The organism is Gluconobacter kanchanaburiensis NBRC 103587 (genome assembly GCF_007988905.1).
GTDB classification, from domain to species: Bacteria; Pseudomonadota; Alphaproteobacteria; order Acetobacterales; family Acetobacteraceae; genus Gluconobacter; species Gluconobacter kanchanaburiensis.
Genome location: NZ_BJVA01000012.1, coordinates 1 through 14,926 on the forward strand (window position 1 = coordinate 1; position 14,926 = coordinate 14,926).

Annotated in this window: 13 protein-coding genes; 3 read left to right on the forward strand and 10 right to left on the reverse strand. The window is 57.5% G+C overall.

Going from position 1 to position 14,926, the window contains the following annotated elements; translation table 11 throughout:
* The first annotated feature begins 276 nt into the window (after positions 1-276).
* Positions 277-885 (forward strand): TetR/AcrR family transcriptional regulator, encoded by a 609-nt coding sequence (locus GKA01_RS09850; RefSeq protein WP_228119938.1) that lies wholly within the window; start codon positions 277-279, stop codon positions 883-885.
* Positions 886-891: 6 nt separating this feature from the next.
* On the opposite strand, the gene GKA01_RS09855 is transcribed toward GKA01_RS09850, so the two are convergent.
* The 5 genes from GKA01_RS09855 to GKA01_RS09875 all read right to left on the reverse strand — a co-directional run bounded on the left by GKA01_RS09855 (position 892) and on the right by GKA01_RS09875 (position 6,254).
* Positions 892-2,754, reverse strand: coding sequence for a tetratricopeptide repeat protein (locus GKA01_RS09855; protein ID WP_146862235.1), 1,863 nt, complete (start codon positions 2,752-2,754; stop codon positions 892-894).
* A gap of 683 nt (positions 2,755-3,437) precedes the next feature.
* The gene (locus GKA01_RS09860; protein ID WP_146862238.1) at positions 3,438-4,148 is read right to left on the reverse strand and encodes a MotE family protein; all 711 of its coding nucleotides are present in this window, start codon (positions 4,146-4,148) and stop codon (positions 3,438-3,440) included.
* A gap of 5 nt (positions 4,149-4,153) precedes the next feature.
* Positions 4,154-4,651 carry a DUF6468 domain-containing protein gene (locus GKA01_RS09865; protein ID WP_146862240.1) on the reverse strand — a complete coding sequence of 166 codons (498 nt, stop codon included), beginning with the start codon at positions 4,649-4,651 and terminating at the stop codon, positions 4,154-4,156.
* 14 nt (positions 4,652-4,665) lie between these two features.
* Complete coding sequence (gene fliM, locus GKA01_RS09870; protein WP_244289196.1) at positions 4,666-5,784, reverse strand: flagellar motor switch protein FliM; 1,119 nt, start codon at positions 5,782-5,784, stop codon at positions 4,666-4,668.
* Positions 5,781-6,254, reverse strand: coding sequence for a flagellar basal body-associated FliL family protein (locus tag GKA01_RS09875; RefSeq protein WP_146862243.1), 474 nt, complete (start codon positions 6,252-6,254; stop codon positions 5,781-5,783). Before GKA01_RS09875 ends, fliM begins: the two co-directional genes overlap by 4 nt.
* A 63-nt stretch (positions 6,255-6,317) precedes the next feature.
* On the opposite strand from GKA01_RS09875, the gene GKA01_RS09880 reads away from it, so the two are divergent.
* On the forward strand, positions 6,318-7,535 hold the full coding sequence (locus GKA01_RS09880; protein WP_146862246.1) for a transglycosylase SLT domain-containing protein: 1,218 nt from the start codon (positions 6,318-6,320) through the stop codon (positions 7,533-7,535).
* Positions 7,536-7,722: 187 nt separating this feature from the next.
* Positions 7,723-9,138 carry an amino acid permease gene (locus GKA01_RS09885; RefSeq protein WP_146862249.1) on the forward strand — a complete coding sequence of 472 codons (1,416 nt, stop codon included), beginning with the start codon at positions 7,723-7,725 and terminating at the stop codon, positions 9,136-9,138.
* A 71-nt stretch (positions 9,139-9,209) separates the two neighbouring features.
* Here GKA01_RS09885 and GKA01_RS09890 read toward each other — a convergent pair whose 3' ends face one another.
* Genes GKA01_RS09890 through pstB form a run of 5 tightly spaced genes read right to left on the reverse strand, consistent with a single transcriptional unit; the run spans position 9,210 to position 14,902 of the window.
* The gene (locus GKA01_RS09890) at positions 9,210-11,312 is read right to left on the reverse strand and encodes a prolyl oligopeptidase family serine peptidase (RefSeq protein ID WP_228119925.1); all 2,103 of its coding nucleotides are present in this window, start codon (positions 11,310-11,312) and stop codon (positions 9,210-9,212) included.
* Positions 11,313-11,348: 36 nt separating this feature from the next.
* Complete coding sequence (locus GKA01_RS09895) at positions 11,349-12,650, reverse strand: sensor histidine kinase (RefSeq protein WP_244289197.1); 1,302 nt, start codon at positions 12,648-12,650, stop codon at positions 11,349-11,351.
* 3 nt (positions 12,651-12,653) lie between these two features.
* On the reverse strand, positions 12,654-13,376 hold the full coding sequence (locus tag GKA01_RS09900; protein WP_146862252.1) for a response regulator: 723 nt from the start codon (positions 13,374-13,376) through the stop codon (positions 12,654-12,656).
* Positions 13,373-14,107, reverse strand: coding sequence for a phosphate signaling complex protein PhoU (gene phoU, locus GKA01_RS09905; protein ID WP_146862255.1), 735 nt, complete (start codon positions 14,105-14,107; stop codon positions 13,373-13,375). Before phoU ends, GKA01_RS09900 begins: the two co-directional genes overlap by 4 nt.
* Positions 14,108-14,113: 6 nt before the next feature.
* Entirely contained in the window at positions 14,114-14,902 is a 789-nt protein-coding gene (gene pstB / locus GKA01_RS09910) for a phosphate ABC transporter ATP-binding protein PstB (protein ID WP_146862379.1), read from the reverse strand.
* Positions 14,903-14,926 lie beyond the last annotated feature (24 nt).

The following is a 14,926-nucleotide window of genomic DNA, read 5'->3' on the forward strand; positions in this document are numbered from 1 at the left end:
AAGGAGCAGAGCAGGTGCCAAAAAGGCTCTCCGCCCGCCCCAGAAACCGACCGGCGACAGGGCGGCAGAAGAATTCAAGGTCATTTTCTGAAAAGAAGGCATGATACGGCCGCTATCCTGTGATACAGAAACCCGCTAGTTTCCTGCGAAAACGGAAACTAGCGGGTTTCTTTGACAGACGTCAATTCAGTCTGTGAAATAATATCGGAGTTGATTTTGAACAGTCAGTCGAGCAGCCAGTCCGAAGACCGGAAACAGCCCTGCTGTGGTCGTCCCTTGCAGCTCGATGAAGCCGAAAGACGGACTCGGATCCTGGATGCGGCCAGCACCGTACTGACAACACATGGATATCATGCGACTTCGATGGATAGCATCGCGTCATGTTCAGGCATGTCCAAAAAAACCCTCTATCAGTTCTTCGATTCCAAACAGGTCTTGTTTGAGACCCTGATCATCGAACGTCTTTTTGCTCCGATAGAATATGTTCCACTGTCTACTGACTCCATGGAAAAGCAGCTCTTCGGACTGATGACCAGCATTGCAGCATGCATATTTTGCGATGAACGTCTCAGCCTACTGCGCTCTGTCGTCACGGAAACCAGTCGAAACCCGGCCGTGCGCCAACTGGTCGCAGACCTTTTCCAGCTCTCCGGGCGCTCTCTGCCAATCCAGAACTGGCTAACGACCCAGTCCGAAGCAGGCAGGCTCGATATTCCCGATGTTCCCGAAGCGTCGGATCTGCTTTTCGGGATGACACTCGGCGGCCCCATGCTGGGACAACTCACCCATTGCAAACCCAGCCGTTCACAGGAAAAGCTCGAAGAATTCATGGCATACGGAATTCGGGTTTTCCTTGAAGGTCATCGCCCCCTCCCTCAGACCTGACCAAAACTACCCGCCAGCGGACAACGGCGTCACAGCCTTATCTTCATACCCGGTCAACAGACGAAAAACGCCTGCCGAAGGGGTATTTTTCATCAGCGTTCCAAACCGGGCACTCAGCTTGTCGAGAGTCTGTTGGTCCTGCGCCCTGGAAGCATCTCCACCCACGCGCAAGACAAGCGACTGCTGATCAGGCGAAAGCGATGTATCCTGAGACTTGCCCGGCTCCGGAAGACTGTCCAGCATCGGCAAGAGAGCTTCTACGGCACGAGACCACTCCCCCGATTTTTCAGCCATCTGTGCCCGGAAAGTCCATGCCCGGGGATCGCGGATCGTTGCCAGTTCTCCTGCAGCTTCATCCGAATGATGCTCTGCAAGGGCAATGCGTGCCCTCAATAGCGCAACATCGACTGTCTGACCGCTGCGTGCACCAGGAAGAGCCAATGCCGCATCAGGTGATCCTTCGATAAAGGCCGCCAGATCATCGCGCGCTGCCTTAAGATCTCCCATCTCCAGCTCGAGAGAAGCCAACCTGATACGAACCTGTGTAGCCGCTGGGCCATCTTGAGAAACCAGAAGCCGGCGCAGCGTCTCTCGCTCCTGATCCGGCAGTCCCATTGCCTCATAACGATGCGCCAGGGCCTCAAGGATATCCTGCTGAGAAAAATCTTTTGAATTTTGCGACAAAGCTTCCTTCAGAAATACGATTTCATCTCTGTTTTGCCGCTCGTTTCCAGAAGCAGACTGTGCCATCTGCCTCAGGATAGTCGTTTTCTGACTACGAATGGCATCCACATCATCCGGATAGCGATAAATCCATTCCTGAATGGCTGCTCCGGCGGCGGCCCAGTTACCGGCCTTTATCAGAGCATTAATCCGTAGAAGACGACCGTTTTTCTCACGCTTCGCAATTCGAAGAGCCGGCAGGATTCCATCGATTTGATCAGCAACTGCCTGAGCGGGAAGCGTCTTTTTTTCGAGGGCCAGTTTAAGAAATGCTTCACGGGCAACGGGCCAGACAAGAGGCGAGGGATCATGCGCAAGATCGGAAAGCCTCTTGTCGGCACCAGGCATATTTCGGCGTCCTGCAAGAAGCGCTTTTGCCAAGGTCGTCTGGCCGGTATCTGGCAACTGTTCCAGAATCTTTGCAGCGCTATCGCTACCATAACGTGCGACCCATTCGCTGGCGACAGGCATCAGTCTGTCTCGCAGAGGTTCTGCGTAAGCCTGCAATACAGGCAGCCCTTTCGCGAGCAGATCTGCCGTCTGCAAACGGTCATTTTCGTCAGACCCGGACACCATCTGCCCAGCGCGGCTGGTAGGCGATGAAATCATCCGCATCATCCCGCGCCAGAGCTGATCCTCAGGCGTGTTTCCTCCGTCTTCTGCGAGAGAAAAAAAACCCGCTCGGTCATTCAGAACAGCCGATATCTGCTGCAGACGGCGCACGGCCGGTTTTTCAAGACCTTCTGGCCAGTCTTGTAAGGCCACTTGCATGACTTCGCTGAGAAGCGGTCCATTACCGGCCTGCGCCGCCACCTGCGCGACTCTCATACGGGCATCAAAACGATCCCCTGACGATGCCAAAGCTGCTGAGACCGTTTCCCGTCGAAGTGCTTCCCGGAGTTCTTCCGGTGAAGCCGCCGTGAGGCTGACACCACTGAGCGAAGAGCCATAAGGTTGGAGGCGACCAGATGCAATCAATGGAAAGCTGTTCGGACCAGCACTATCCAGAACCAGCTTACCGCCAGCCTGTCTTAATTCGATGGTATCGGAGTCGGCAGCAATCACGACACCAACCAGACTGCTTCGAACGGCAAAACCCGTGCCCAGACGCCGCATACTATTCTGAATACGACCGGATCGCGTCATTCCTAGTAGAAGTCTTCGCCCTGATGCCGGGTCTGCCAAGGCTACAACTTGTGGCACCCCCTCTTCGATAGGCGACGTAAAAGTCAGTGTATTTCTGCCCTGCCTAAGAACCATATCCTCTTGGGGTTTTACGTCTGGTGCAACCGATATTGTCCATCCCGCTCCTACAGGCCGCAACACAGGTATAAGCTCATCAGCAAGCCCCACCGTAATAACAGTCACATCCGGCAGTAACCGGCTCGACACGGACGTGAAAGGCCCAACCTGCGACAGACCTGCGGTATCAAGAACATGTCGCCCGGCAGCAACAATCAGAATGTTTCCTGAATTTCGAAAGGCCGCTACAGGCGTCAGTTCGCCCAATGGCAACCACAGACCAGTTGCTCCAGGAATTGCGGGAACGGCCTTTGTAACTACCGATCTGTCTTCCGTCAGAGGCCTCCCAGCAACCATGTTCGCTCCCTTAACACCCGGCTTCTGTTCCAAAGTTTTTTCAGGATGTGGAAAAAGGGGGGAAGGGTCATTCAGAAAGGACCACCCAGCCGGCAAAAGCTGCTTGTCGCTGGAGTACGGTAAAGAAACTTTTGCAGAGTCGGGTTGCGGACCCGACGGTTTGAGACCCACAGATGCTGCCGCCCCTCCAAGTGACGAGAAGCTCAGAAGAGTAATCAGAAACGCCCGCTTCATCCGTTACCACCAATCTTGGTAGCAGGACGTGCATGGGAATTCACCAGGAGCTGCGTCGCCAGAATAGCCCGCTGGGGAGACATCGCTTCCATGATGGCGGATGCTTTTCGTGGATTCATTCTGTTGAGAAGAGCTACTCCGACGCGCAGATCAAGAATATTGAAAATTGCGGCGGCATCCTCAGGCTTCATGACCTGATAAATCTTGACGAGGCGGTCGGCGTCTTCGTTTCGTAGCTGGTCCGTATGCTGCTCGCTTGTTGCAAGAGCCGTCCGGGAATTTTCCAGCGCGGTCATTCTGCGCTGCAATTCTTCTTCAGCCGCATCGACAAGGCGCTGACGGTCATTCAAAGCTGCATCCTTGCGAGCGAGCTCTTTTTCTCGAGCTTCAAGCTGCTCTTCCAATCCAGGATCTTTGGGCTGAGAGGCTACAGGCGAAGGACCTTTGCAACCACCCTGAGCACAAAGGTCTTCCGTTTTCGGAACTGAGACAGAAGGCGTGGCTGATACAGTCTGTGTCTTAGGAGATTGAACGGCGGGAGAAACCTGCGCTGAAGCTTCGGGCTGGGACTGCGCCATGGCCGCAGCCGTCAGAGCGGGTGAGGAGGAATTCGTATCGTCCAGAAGATCTCCGGCAATCGCGTAAATCTTTACCCCCAGAAGAACGATCATCAAACCGCATGCGAGGTGAAGAATACGAAAAAACATATTCCTTATCCCTGCTTCTGCCGAAGTGCGCGCAGGAGTTCACGCTCAGCGGCGCTTTTACTTGCACCTGACTTCATCGTGCGGACATCTTCCGGCTTCATTCTGAACGCGGAGCGGAACTGAGCCTCTTCCACATCTTCATCAATTCTGGACGCGACCTTTATGGTGGCAGTTGCAGCACGACCTGCGGGGAGAAGAGACTCAAGTTGCTGGGCAAGGGTTTCAGAACGATCACACAGCATTGCCAGATCACGCTTGAGACTTTTGCCCGATTCAACGGTTTTACCCAGTGCGCGTCCAACAAGCTCGGTCGTCTGCCGAAGATGATCAATGCCCGACTGGGCCTGCGCACTGCTGGACTGCAGACTGGCTATCAGGACATCCAGCTGGCCACGATCACGTCTCAACACGGAGAGGGCACGACCAAGATAAAGGCTGTAAAAAATCGTCACCAATAACAAAGCTGATAAGGCAATCTCGATCCAGAGCTGAAACCTGTCCATGCAATATGCTCCGCTCAGCTATATGATGCGGCACTACCGGTGCCACGTTTTTCATTGAGAATTTCTTCGATCTTGACGGCAACCTGTCCCTGACGGCGCCCGACGCGCCCGGTAAACAGAACATGTTCACCACATCGCAGACGAACCGAAGCGTCCGGCTCTCGCCGCAACACCAGTTGATCTCCAGGTGCAAGCTTCATGATATCTTTCAGATTGACAGTCTGCTCTTCAAGAACGGCCTCCAGAGTCAGATTTGTCTGCCACAGTTCCTGAGCAAGATGTGTCTCCCACATCCCGTCATGACCAAACTTTTCGCCCATGAACTGCTGGAGGAGGATATCTCTTACAGGTTCCAGTGTGGCATGTGGCAGGACCACATCCACGTCGCCACCTCGACCTTCCATATCAATGCCAAAGCGCGCCGCAACCACGCCATTTCCGGCACGGCTGATCATGGCAAAGCGGGAATTCATTTCCAGCCGCTCAAAATGGAAGTTGACCGCACACAGGGGACTGAAGCTTGTTTCGAGATCGTCAAGAATGATCCTGATCATGGGCTCGATCAACGCGCGTTCGATCGCCGTATGATGCCGGCCCACCTGGCGGCCTGAAGAACCATATGCAGGAGGATCGCTTCGGGCATGCCCCCCTAACAGCGCATCGACGATGCTATAAATAAGGGGGGAACTGAGAACGAGGATGCCATAATTATCCCATTCTTCCGCCTTGAAGACGGCAAACATGGCCTGTCCAGGCACATTTTCGAGATAGTCGCCGAATCGCTGCGAGCCCAGGCGGTCCATCGAGACTTCGACATTATCGCTCGTGAAATTGCGCAAGCTGGTCGTTAGAATTCTCGTAAATCGGTCAAAAACGACCTCCAGCATGGGTAGACGCTCAGACGACACGCCAGAGGTACTGACCACACGCTCAATGCCCGTGCTCGCAGAAGGCCCACTGACCACGGAATCCTTACCAAAAAAGCTGTCAATTTCGGCCTGGCTGAGAACCTGATCACGCCCGTCGCTGTCATCAAATCCTTCCATCCCATTACCCGACAGCGGGAATGCGGCAACAGGCATATCGATATCATGACTTGCAAAAGCAGTGCCGGCCTGTCGGTCGTCGCTCACTGAACAAGCACCTCGACAAAGAAGAGATCCCGGACCCGCAGAGGAGCCACAATGTTGGTAATCTGCGCCAACATTGTTTCGCGCAGACGGTAAATGCCACTTCCGGACAGCTCCGATGCCTGCATTCCATGCAGACAGGTCTGAAAAGCATCCTGGATCTGCGGCATCAGGGCAGCCACATTGGTCGCGTTCTTTCCGTCCTCCACTTCTAGCCGGGCACCGATCCGGACATACCGGGTACGGTCCGTACCGGAATCAAGATTCGAAAGAATGGTAGGAATGGTAATCGTCGTCCATTTCACCGGCTGAGGACCAGCCTTTGCTACCGGGGTTGCGGCTTGATGAAAATGCTTCCATGCAAAGGCTCCACCACCTACCAGAAGCAGGCATGCCAGTACTGCAAGGATGATGAGCTTGCGCTTACCCCCCTTCTTAACCGGGGTTTCGTTTTCCGGAGTCTCCGTCGTCACCGTTTGCCTGCCTTCTCTTTCGGACAGCGTTCATCATCGGCACAAAAGATTAACAGTGGGTTTATGATGCGCAGGAAAAGGCGAGTCTTCCTTCAGGCGGGAACCATAATCCTCAGCTTTGCCTTCCTTGCAGGCTGTGCCAGTCAGCGCTCGCCCTACAATCGATACTATTCTTCAAGCGGTGCCTATCGTGCACCCGGGCCAGCCGGCGATCCGTGGCGACCATACATTCTCCAGGCGGCCAGCCGCTTCTCGATTCCGCAGGCCTGGATCCGGGCGGTCATCCATCAGGAGTCGGGAGGACACCAGTTCCTGAACGGGCGCCCCATCACGTCACATTCGGGAGCCATGGGTCTGATGCAGCTCATGCCTCAGACCTATGCTGACATGCAGTCACGCTATGGTCTGCGTGCAGACCCTTACGAGCCTCATGACAACATCATGGCCGGAACAGGCTACATCAGCATTCTTGCCCGGAAATACGGAGCTCCCGCCTTTCTTGCAGCCTATAATGCTGGCCCCCAGCGCCTTGAGGACTATCTTTACAATGGCCGGCGACTGCCGAGCGAAACGGTCAATTACGTCGCAAGCATTACGCCGAATCTCGGTACTGAAATTGCCATGACGGGGCCTCTAGCTGCGTATGCCAGCGCTGATCAGCTCAATGCCTCGGGTGCTGGGGCAACCACCAATCTGGCCCCCGCCCCTGTCATGGCGGCCTCCCGTAACGTCCAGCAGGTCTGGGCGAGCCGCCACGTTACTACCTCTGCGGCACAGGCTCCGATTGCGGCCCCCAGTGCGCTCCCATGCAATCCGGACGAAGCCTATAACCCCGATGTTCCCTGCGCGGTCCAGCCGGTTGCAACATCCAAGCTCCCGCCCCCGTCCGCAGAAGGGCAGGATACCACAAGTGCCCCCATGCCCTCCTCCCTGCTCCCATCATCCCCGGTCATTCCCGGTCCTCATACACCGCCGGTTCAGCCCCAGGATTCCACCACCGTGGTCGTAGGATATCACCGACCGGGCAGCTATGGACCGTGGGCCATTCAGGTGGGTGCCTTTGGGAGCATCGGACAGGCCAAATTCGCAACGACGATGGCGCGTCAGGCCGCATTCACCCAACTCCAGTCCGCTCGAGTCGAGGTGCACCCGACGTCCAGTCATGGAGCCACCGTCTGGCGCGCGCGACTGACAGGCATCAGCCGCATTGGCGCCGCACAGGCCTGCTCCACTCTTTCCAAACAGGGAATGGCCTGTATGGCCGTTCCACCGGGACATTGAGGCAACACGGCGCCAGGCAGTTTCGAACCCGCAAGCAATGCGCGTTGGCATCAGGGCAAGTTTGGCTTATGTTCCCATGCATGTGACACATAGCAGCCGCGCATGATGCGTAGGGTCGCGGGAATTTCGTTCCGCGTGCCCGCTTCAGCTTACCAATCATTTTCCCTAAGACTTCCAGGACGCGCAGATGACCACAAGCCGGGCTCACGATCATACCCCGCCCCATGCAGGAGCGATCAGCGAGGAAGGCTATCACAAGGATCTCGGGCGCCGTCATGTTCAGATGATCGCGATCGGGGGAGCAATTGGTACCGGCCTGTTCCTTGGAGCAGGCTCCCGGCTTCAGGTCGCGGGCCCTTCTCTTGCGATCATTTATGCCGTCTGCGGCCTCTTTTCCTTTCTGATCCTACGTGCGCTGGGCGAACTCGTCATGTACCGCCCGACCAGCGGCAGCTTCGTGACTTATGCGCGTGAATTCCTCGGGGAACGCGCTGCCTACATGGCAGGCTGGCTGTCTTTCCTGAACTGGGCCATGACGGGCATTGTCGATATCACGGCGGTTGCTCTGTACATGCATTACTGGGCGGTCTTCCTGCCTGTCCCACAATGGGTTTTCGCCCTCGTGGCGTTGGCGATCGTTGGCACCATGAACATGATCGGCGTGCGCTATTTCGGCGAAATGGAGTTCTGGTTTTCGCTCATCAAGGTGGTAGCGCTGGCACTTTTTCTCGTCGCAGGCGCCATCATTCTGGGGACCCGCATGCCTGTGGCAGGCCATATGACGGGTTTTCATCTGATTACCGAAAATGGCGGCATTTTTCCGCATGGCCTGTTTTCGGCTCTCATGCTGCTTCAGGGCGTGGTGTTCGCCTATTCGGGGATCGAACTCCTGGGAACAGCGGCGGGAGAATGTGAAGACGCCCGTGAAATCCTGCCCCGCGCTGTCAACAGCGTGATCTGGCGGATCGCCCTTTTTTATGTGGGTTCCGTCATCCTGCTGGTCTGTCTGCTCCCCTGGACGGAATATCATGCCGGCACGAGCCCGTTCGTAACGTTCTTTCAAGCACTGGGCATTCCGGGCATCGGCACCATCATGAACATCGTGGTCCTGACCGCTGCCCTCTCAAGCCTCAATTCCGGCCTGTATTCCACCGGCCGCGTCCTGCGCGCACTCTCCCTCGGTGGCTCCGGCCCCCGGGCACTGAGCAAGCTGAATAGAAGTTCTGTTCCCTATGTCGGCATTCTCACGACGCTCGGGGTCTACCTCGTCGGCGTGATGCTGAACTATCTCATTCCGTCCCGTGTCTTTGAAATCGTCCTGAATTTCTCAGCCCTCGGCATCATCAGCACATGGGGTTTCATCCTGCTGTGCCAGCTCCGTCTGCGGGCCGCCATCAACCGGGGAGACATCATGCCGACAGGCTTCAACATGCCCGGAGCGCCCTATACGACCTGGGCGACCCTTGGTTTTCTGGGCTTTGTCCTTGTCATGATGGCCTTCGACTATCCTGACGGCACGATCACGATCGGTGCCATCCCGCTGATCGGAGCCATCCTGATCGGTGGCTGGTGTCTGCTGGACCGCAGCCGCCGTCACGGCTGAACCTCCACTTCTGGCACAAAAAAGGGGCGCTCCACAGAGCGCCCCTTTTTTTGCCTGCATACAGAGACGTCTTATTTTGTCCGGCCCAGTTCGGACCACAGATAGGCATAGCTGAGCGCCTGCGTCTGGGCGATTTCCTTCTGGCTGGCCCCGAACCCATGACCGCCCGCAACCTGTTCCCAGTAGTAATAGGGCAGCTTGAGTTCGCTCATCCGCCACGCAAACCGACGGGCATGGACCGGGCCGACACGGTCATCCTTCGTGGTCGTCTCGATGAACGGTACGGGATATTTGACATCCGGTTTCAGGTTCTGAAGTGGCGAAATTCCGCGCAGGAACGCCTTCTGTTCAGGAATGGAGACCGTTCCATACTCACCCACCCATGATGCGCCTGCTGACATATGCTCGAAGTTCATCATGTCCAGCAGCGGGACCTCAATATCGACCGCCTTCCAGAAATCCGGATGCTGCGTGAACTCGACCCCCATCAGCAGGCCCCCATTGGAACCGCCCTGAATCGCCAGATGCTGGGGCGACGTCACTTTGCGGTCCATCAGGTCTTTTGCCACGGCAGCGAAGTCGTCATAGATCCGCTGACGATGCGTTTTGAGACCCGCGTCATGCCAGGCTGGCCCGAACTCACCGCCGCCGCGGATATTCGCCAGAACATAGACACCGCCACGCGACAGCCAGTTATTGCCAATTCCGGCCGAATAAGACGGGAAAAGCGGCACTTCAAAGCCACCATAGGCATAAAGCAGCGTCGGGTTGGTGCCATCGAGCTTCATGTCCCGACGATGAACGATGAAATAAGGAACGCTCGTACCATCCGTCGAACGGACCTCCTGCTGCTCCACCGCCATATCCGAGGCATCAAACTGGGCAGGCAGGGTATGCAGTTTCTGGACCGAGGCCGTATCGCTGTTGATCTCCCACAGCGTGCTCGGACTCAGGAAACCACTGGAGACGGCATAGGCAACCGGACTGGCCTCGTCAGTGCTGACCAGACCGACAGACATATTCTGCGGGAGGGGCAGATCCCGATGCGTAAAGGCCGTTCCCGTCGGGGTGTAGATCGAAATCTTTCCGCGCACATTGTCGTACAGCGTCACGATCAGGTGGCCATGGCTTGTGGCGACACTTTCAATCATCTGCCGCCCCGTCGGCGCAAGTAGAAGCTGGGGCGCGACCGTTGCCGCGGCCGGGTCGACAAGAACCACGCTGCCCTGTGGGAAGGACTGTGTCCCGACTTTCCAGTCTTCCTTGAGCTGGACGACGAGACGTGCGTTGAACAGCCCCGAGATATCCGCCTTCTGGGGAATGGCGACCTGCGTCACCTGGCCGTCGCGATACAGGAAAACCTTCGACGAAAAGGCATCCAGGCCTTCGCGGATCAGCGTCACCTGATGACCTGCCCCATCATGCAGCACCTCAGGACCAACCTCGACGTCCTTGCGGTTCCCGGTGAAAACCGTCTGTGCCTGCTCAAGGGACTGGCCGCGCTTCAGAAGCTTTACGATATAGGGATAGGACGATTCCGTCAGATCAGCATCCGTCCAGGGATAGCTGACCAGCAGGGTATCGCGGTCCAGCCAGCTTGAATCCTGCTTGGCATGAGGCAGGCTGAAACCGCCTTCCACAAACTGCCCCGTACGCAGATCGAATTCCCGGACGGTCCTTGCGTCCTCGCCCCCGTCGGAGAGATGAAGCAGGCAGAGATTCTGCTGACTGTGCAGGCAATCCACACCGCTATAGACCCAGTTGCGCTTTTCCTTGGCCGCGAGCGCATCGAGATCCAGCGCCACCGTCCATTCCGGATGTTCGGTCGCATAGGAATCAGGCGTCGTCCGGCGCAGAATGCCGCGCAGATGGCGATCGTCGCGCCAGAAGTTGTAGATCATGCCATCGATCTGGATCGGAGAGGCCAGACGGTCATGCGCCTGAAGCAGCTTCAGCGATTTCTCATACAGCCCCTGATACAGCGGCCCATGCCCCAGCAAACGCAGGGTGCGGGCATTCTGTTCCCTCACCCAGCCCATAGCCTGAGCGCCGTTGATATCGTTCAGCCAAGCAGGAATAGTATCGGGCGCATCAGCCGCATGCAGGGGTGTAAACATGCTGCCCGTCAGCAGGGCCGCAAGACCAAGACGGCGAAAATTCCGGAAAACTGTCATAGCAACAAGACCCCTGATTGTTTCGGAAAGAAACTGTCATTCTCCTGTTGGAACTGCAAGACTGCCCCGCGCAGGTGGCAGCCAAACTAGACAGGTGGTGCCTTTTCCAGGAGCACTCGCAATCCGCAGACGGCCGCCATGCCGGTCCAGAATATGACGAACGATGGAGAGCCCCAGTCCTGTGCCGTGCCCTGTCCCGGCCCCTGCCCTGTAGAAACGCTCGGTCAGGCGCGGCAGATGATGCGCCTCCATCCCGCACCCATCGTCCTCCACCCCAAGAATAACGCCTCCATCGGCGGGCCAACGGTCGTCAGGGATGACTGCTCGCCGGGCCGACAGTGTGATGGTCAGCGGCTCCGCCTCGCCTGCGCCGTATCGCAGCGCGTTCTCGATCAGGTTCAGCAGAACCTGAACTATTTCATCCTCGTCGGCACGGATGACGAGATCATCTTCGATCTGAAGCCTGAGCGTCCGCCCTTCTGCTTCAAAACGGGGGGCGACTTCGCCCAGAACCACAGCCATGAGATCAGCGACATCCACAAGATCGCGGGGACGCTGGTGCTCATGCGCCTGAACGCGAGACAGATACAGGAGCCGGTCGATCAGACGCTTCAGACGTTCGGACTGCTGACGCATCACCCCCAGGAACTGCTGACGGATGGCGGGATTTTCCCCCGCAGGTCCCTGAAGAGCGTCAATAAACCCGCTGACCGAAGCCAGAGGCGTACGAAGCTCATGACTAGCATGCGCGACGAAATCCATGCGCATGCGGTCCGCTGCCTGCGCCTCACTCCGATCGTTCAGGATCACCAGAACGCGCCTGTCCTGTCCTTTTCCGCCAGGCAGCCGCCGAAGCATCAGATGAAACGTACGCGGAACCGGAACATCGAGCGTAAACGTCGTGGAGCAGACAGGCGGCAGATCGGCCCGGCTGGCCGCCGGAACGCCGTTTGCAGAAGAACTATCGGTCGAGCCGCCAGCGCCATACGCAGAAGAAAGAACCGGAACCCGCAGCGCTGCCGACAGAGCAGCCCGTGCCGCAGGATGCCGCAGGATCGCGCCTACCGTTTCTCCGAACTGGGATGCCGCCTCCTCATTGACCTGAACGATGGCCCCCAAACCATCCAGAACGACGGCACAGGCTGGAAGAGGATCAACGGGCAGATCGGTCGGAGACACGGGTCGAAGATAATCTTCAGGCGGAAATGCCGGAAGACGCGGCTGCCTCAACAGCAGCCAGACGGCCAGAACCCAGCCCGCCAGAGCCACACAGACGAGAACCATTCCAACCTGAAGAGGCAGCGTATCCGCCGCGGGCGCAAGCGCTGCGGTGGGCACGCCTCAGGCGCCGTCCGTGGCCGGACCGTCATCCAGGGCATAGCCCGCCGCACGCACCGTCCGCACCAGATCGATCTCGCCGGGCGCGTTAATAGCCTTGCGTAGGCGACGAATATGGACGTCGATCGTACGGATCTCGACATGGATGTTCTGTCCCCAGATCCGCCGTAGCAGATCCTCACGGGAGAAAACCTTTCGCGGATTGCGGATCAGAAGATCAAGAAGCCGATACTCCGTCGGCCCCAGCGACAACATACGTCCGGCACGTTCCACACGATGCGTCTCTGGATCGAGTGTGATATCCGCAAAGGACAACCGGTCATAAGATGACTGGTGCCGCCGCAGAAGAGCCCGCAATCGGGCATCGAGCGTATCGATGCTGCAAGGCTTCATCAGATAATCGTCCGCACCCGTGTCCAGACCCCGGATCGCATCCTGTTCTGCGGAACGGGCCGTGAGCAAAAGAACCGGCACGTCCCGCAGGGCTGGATTGGCACGGATGCGACGACAGACGTCCAGGCCCGACAGACCGGGAAGCATCCAGTCCAGAACAACCGCATCAGGGCGGGATGTTTCCAGCGCCGCAAGAGCCGATTCCCCGTCCTCGGCCTTCTCGACGCGATAGCCGCGCTGTTCGAGATTGTAGCAGGTCATCAGCAGAAGGGCCGGATCATCCTCTACCAGAAGAACCAGCCCCTTGGCGCGGGCCGAAGGTACGGTCTTCACCGGACGTCCGGCTCCTGAGTCGTCTCCGCACCCGTCAGACCCGAAGCCGGCCCACCACGTGGACGCAGGGACGGGAGGTTATCGCCCGTTACCGCGTAAAAGACCCGTTCGGCGACATTGGTCGCATGATCGCCGATCCGCTCAAGGTTCTTGGCGATGAACAGCAGTTCCGTGCAGGCGCGGATGTTGCGGGCATCTTCCATCATGTACGTGACGAGTTCACGGAACAGGGCCGTGTAGTATTCGTCTACCGCACGGTCCGAATGCCAGACTTCCATGGCCCGGTTGGAATCCTGCTGTGTGATCGCATCAATCGAACGGCGCAGGTTTTCCTGCACGAGGCGCCCCATGCTGCGCAGACCCGAGAGCGAAATCTGGTTTTCGGGCATCCGGATCCGCAGCGAACGGCGCGCAATGGAGGACGCATAATCGCCGATCCGCTCCAGATCCCCCGTGATTTTCAGCGCCGCCACGATCTCGCGCAGATCACCCGCCATTGGGCTTCGCAGCGCCAGAAGACGGATCGCAAGACCCTCGACCTCACGTTCGAGCTGGTCCACTTCCGGGTCCTGACGCGCAGCCGCATCAGCAGCTTCCTCGTTCCGGTCCGCAATAGCGGACAGCGCGAGAGCAACCTGATTTTCCACGATGCCGCCCATCTGCGCCATCATGGACCGGAGCTGGCCCAGCTCCTGTTCGTAGCTTTTGACGATATGAGATCTGTCAGCCATGACGCGTTATCCAAACCTGCCAGTGATGTAGTCCTGGGTCTGCTGCTGCTTCGGATTGGTGAACATCCGGTCCGCACTGTCCACTTCGATCAGACGCCCCATGTAGAAGAACGCCACCTGATCCGCACAGCGTGCAGCCTGCTGCATGTTGTGGGTCACGATCGCAATCGTGAATTCTTCCTTGAGTTCGTCCAGCAGTTCTTCGATACGCGCCGTGGAGATCGGATCCAGGGCAGACGTCGGTTCGTCGAGCAGCAAGACTTCAGGACGCGTCGCAATGGAACGCGCAATGCACAGACGCTGCTGCTGCCCACCGGACAGACCCGCGGCCGGTGCGTTGAGGCGATCCCGGACTTCGTTCCACAGTGCAACGCGTGTCAACACGTCCTGAACACGCGCGTCCATATCCGCCTTGTTCAGCTTCTCATGGAGACGCACACCAAAAGCGATGTTGTCATAGATGGACATCGGAAACGGCGTCGGCTTCTGGAACACCATGCCCACGCGGGCGCGCAGGATGTTCAGATCCAAATCGTGATCGAGAATATTACGACCATCAAACATGACTTCACCCGTGGCGCGCTGACCGGGATACAGGTCATACATACGGTTGAAAATCCGCAGCAGCGTCGATTTACCACAGCCGCTCGGCCCAATCATAGCCGTTACCCGGCGCGCCGGAAAATTGACCGAGATGTCATGCAGGGCGTGGTTTTCGCCGTAATAGAAATTCAGATTGCGGACAGCCAGTGCCACTTCAGGGCTTTTCACCGTCTGCGGATCGGTCTCGGTCATCATGAAATCCTGTGTCATCCCCGG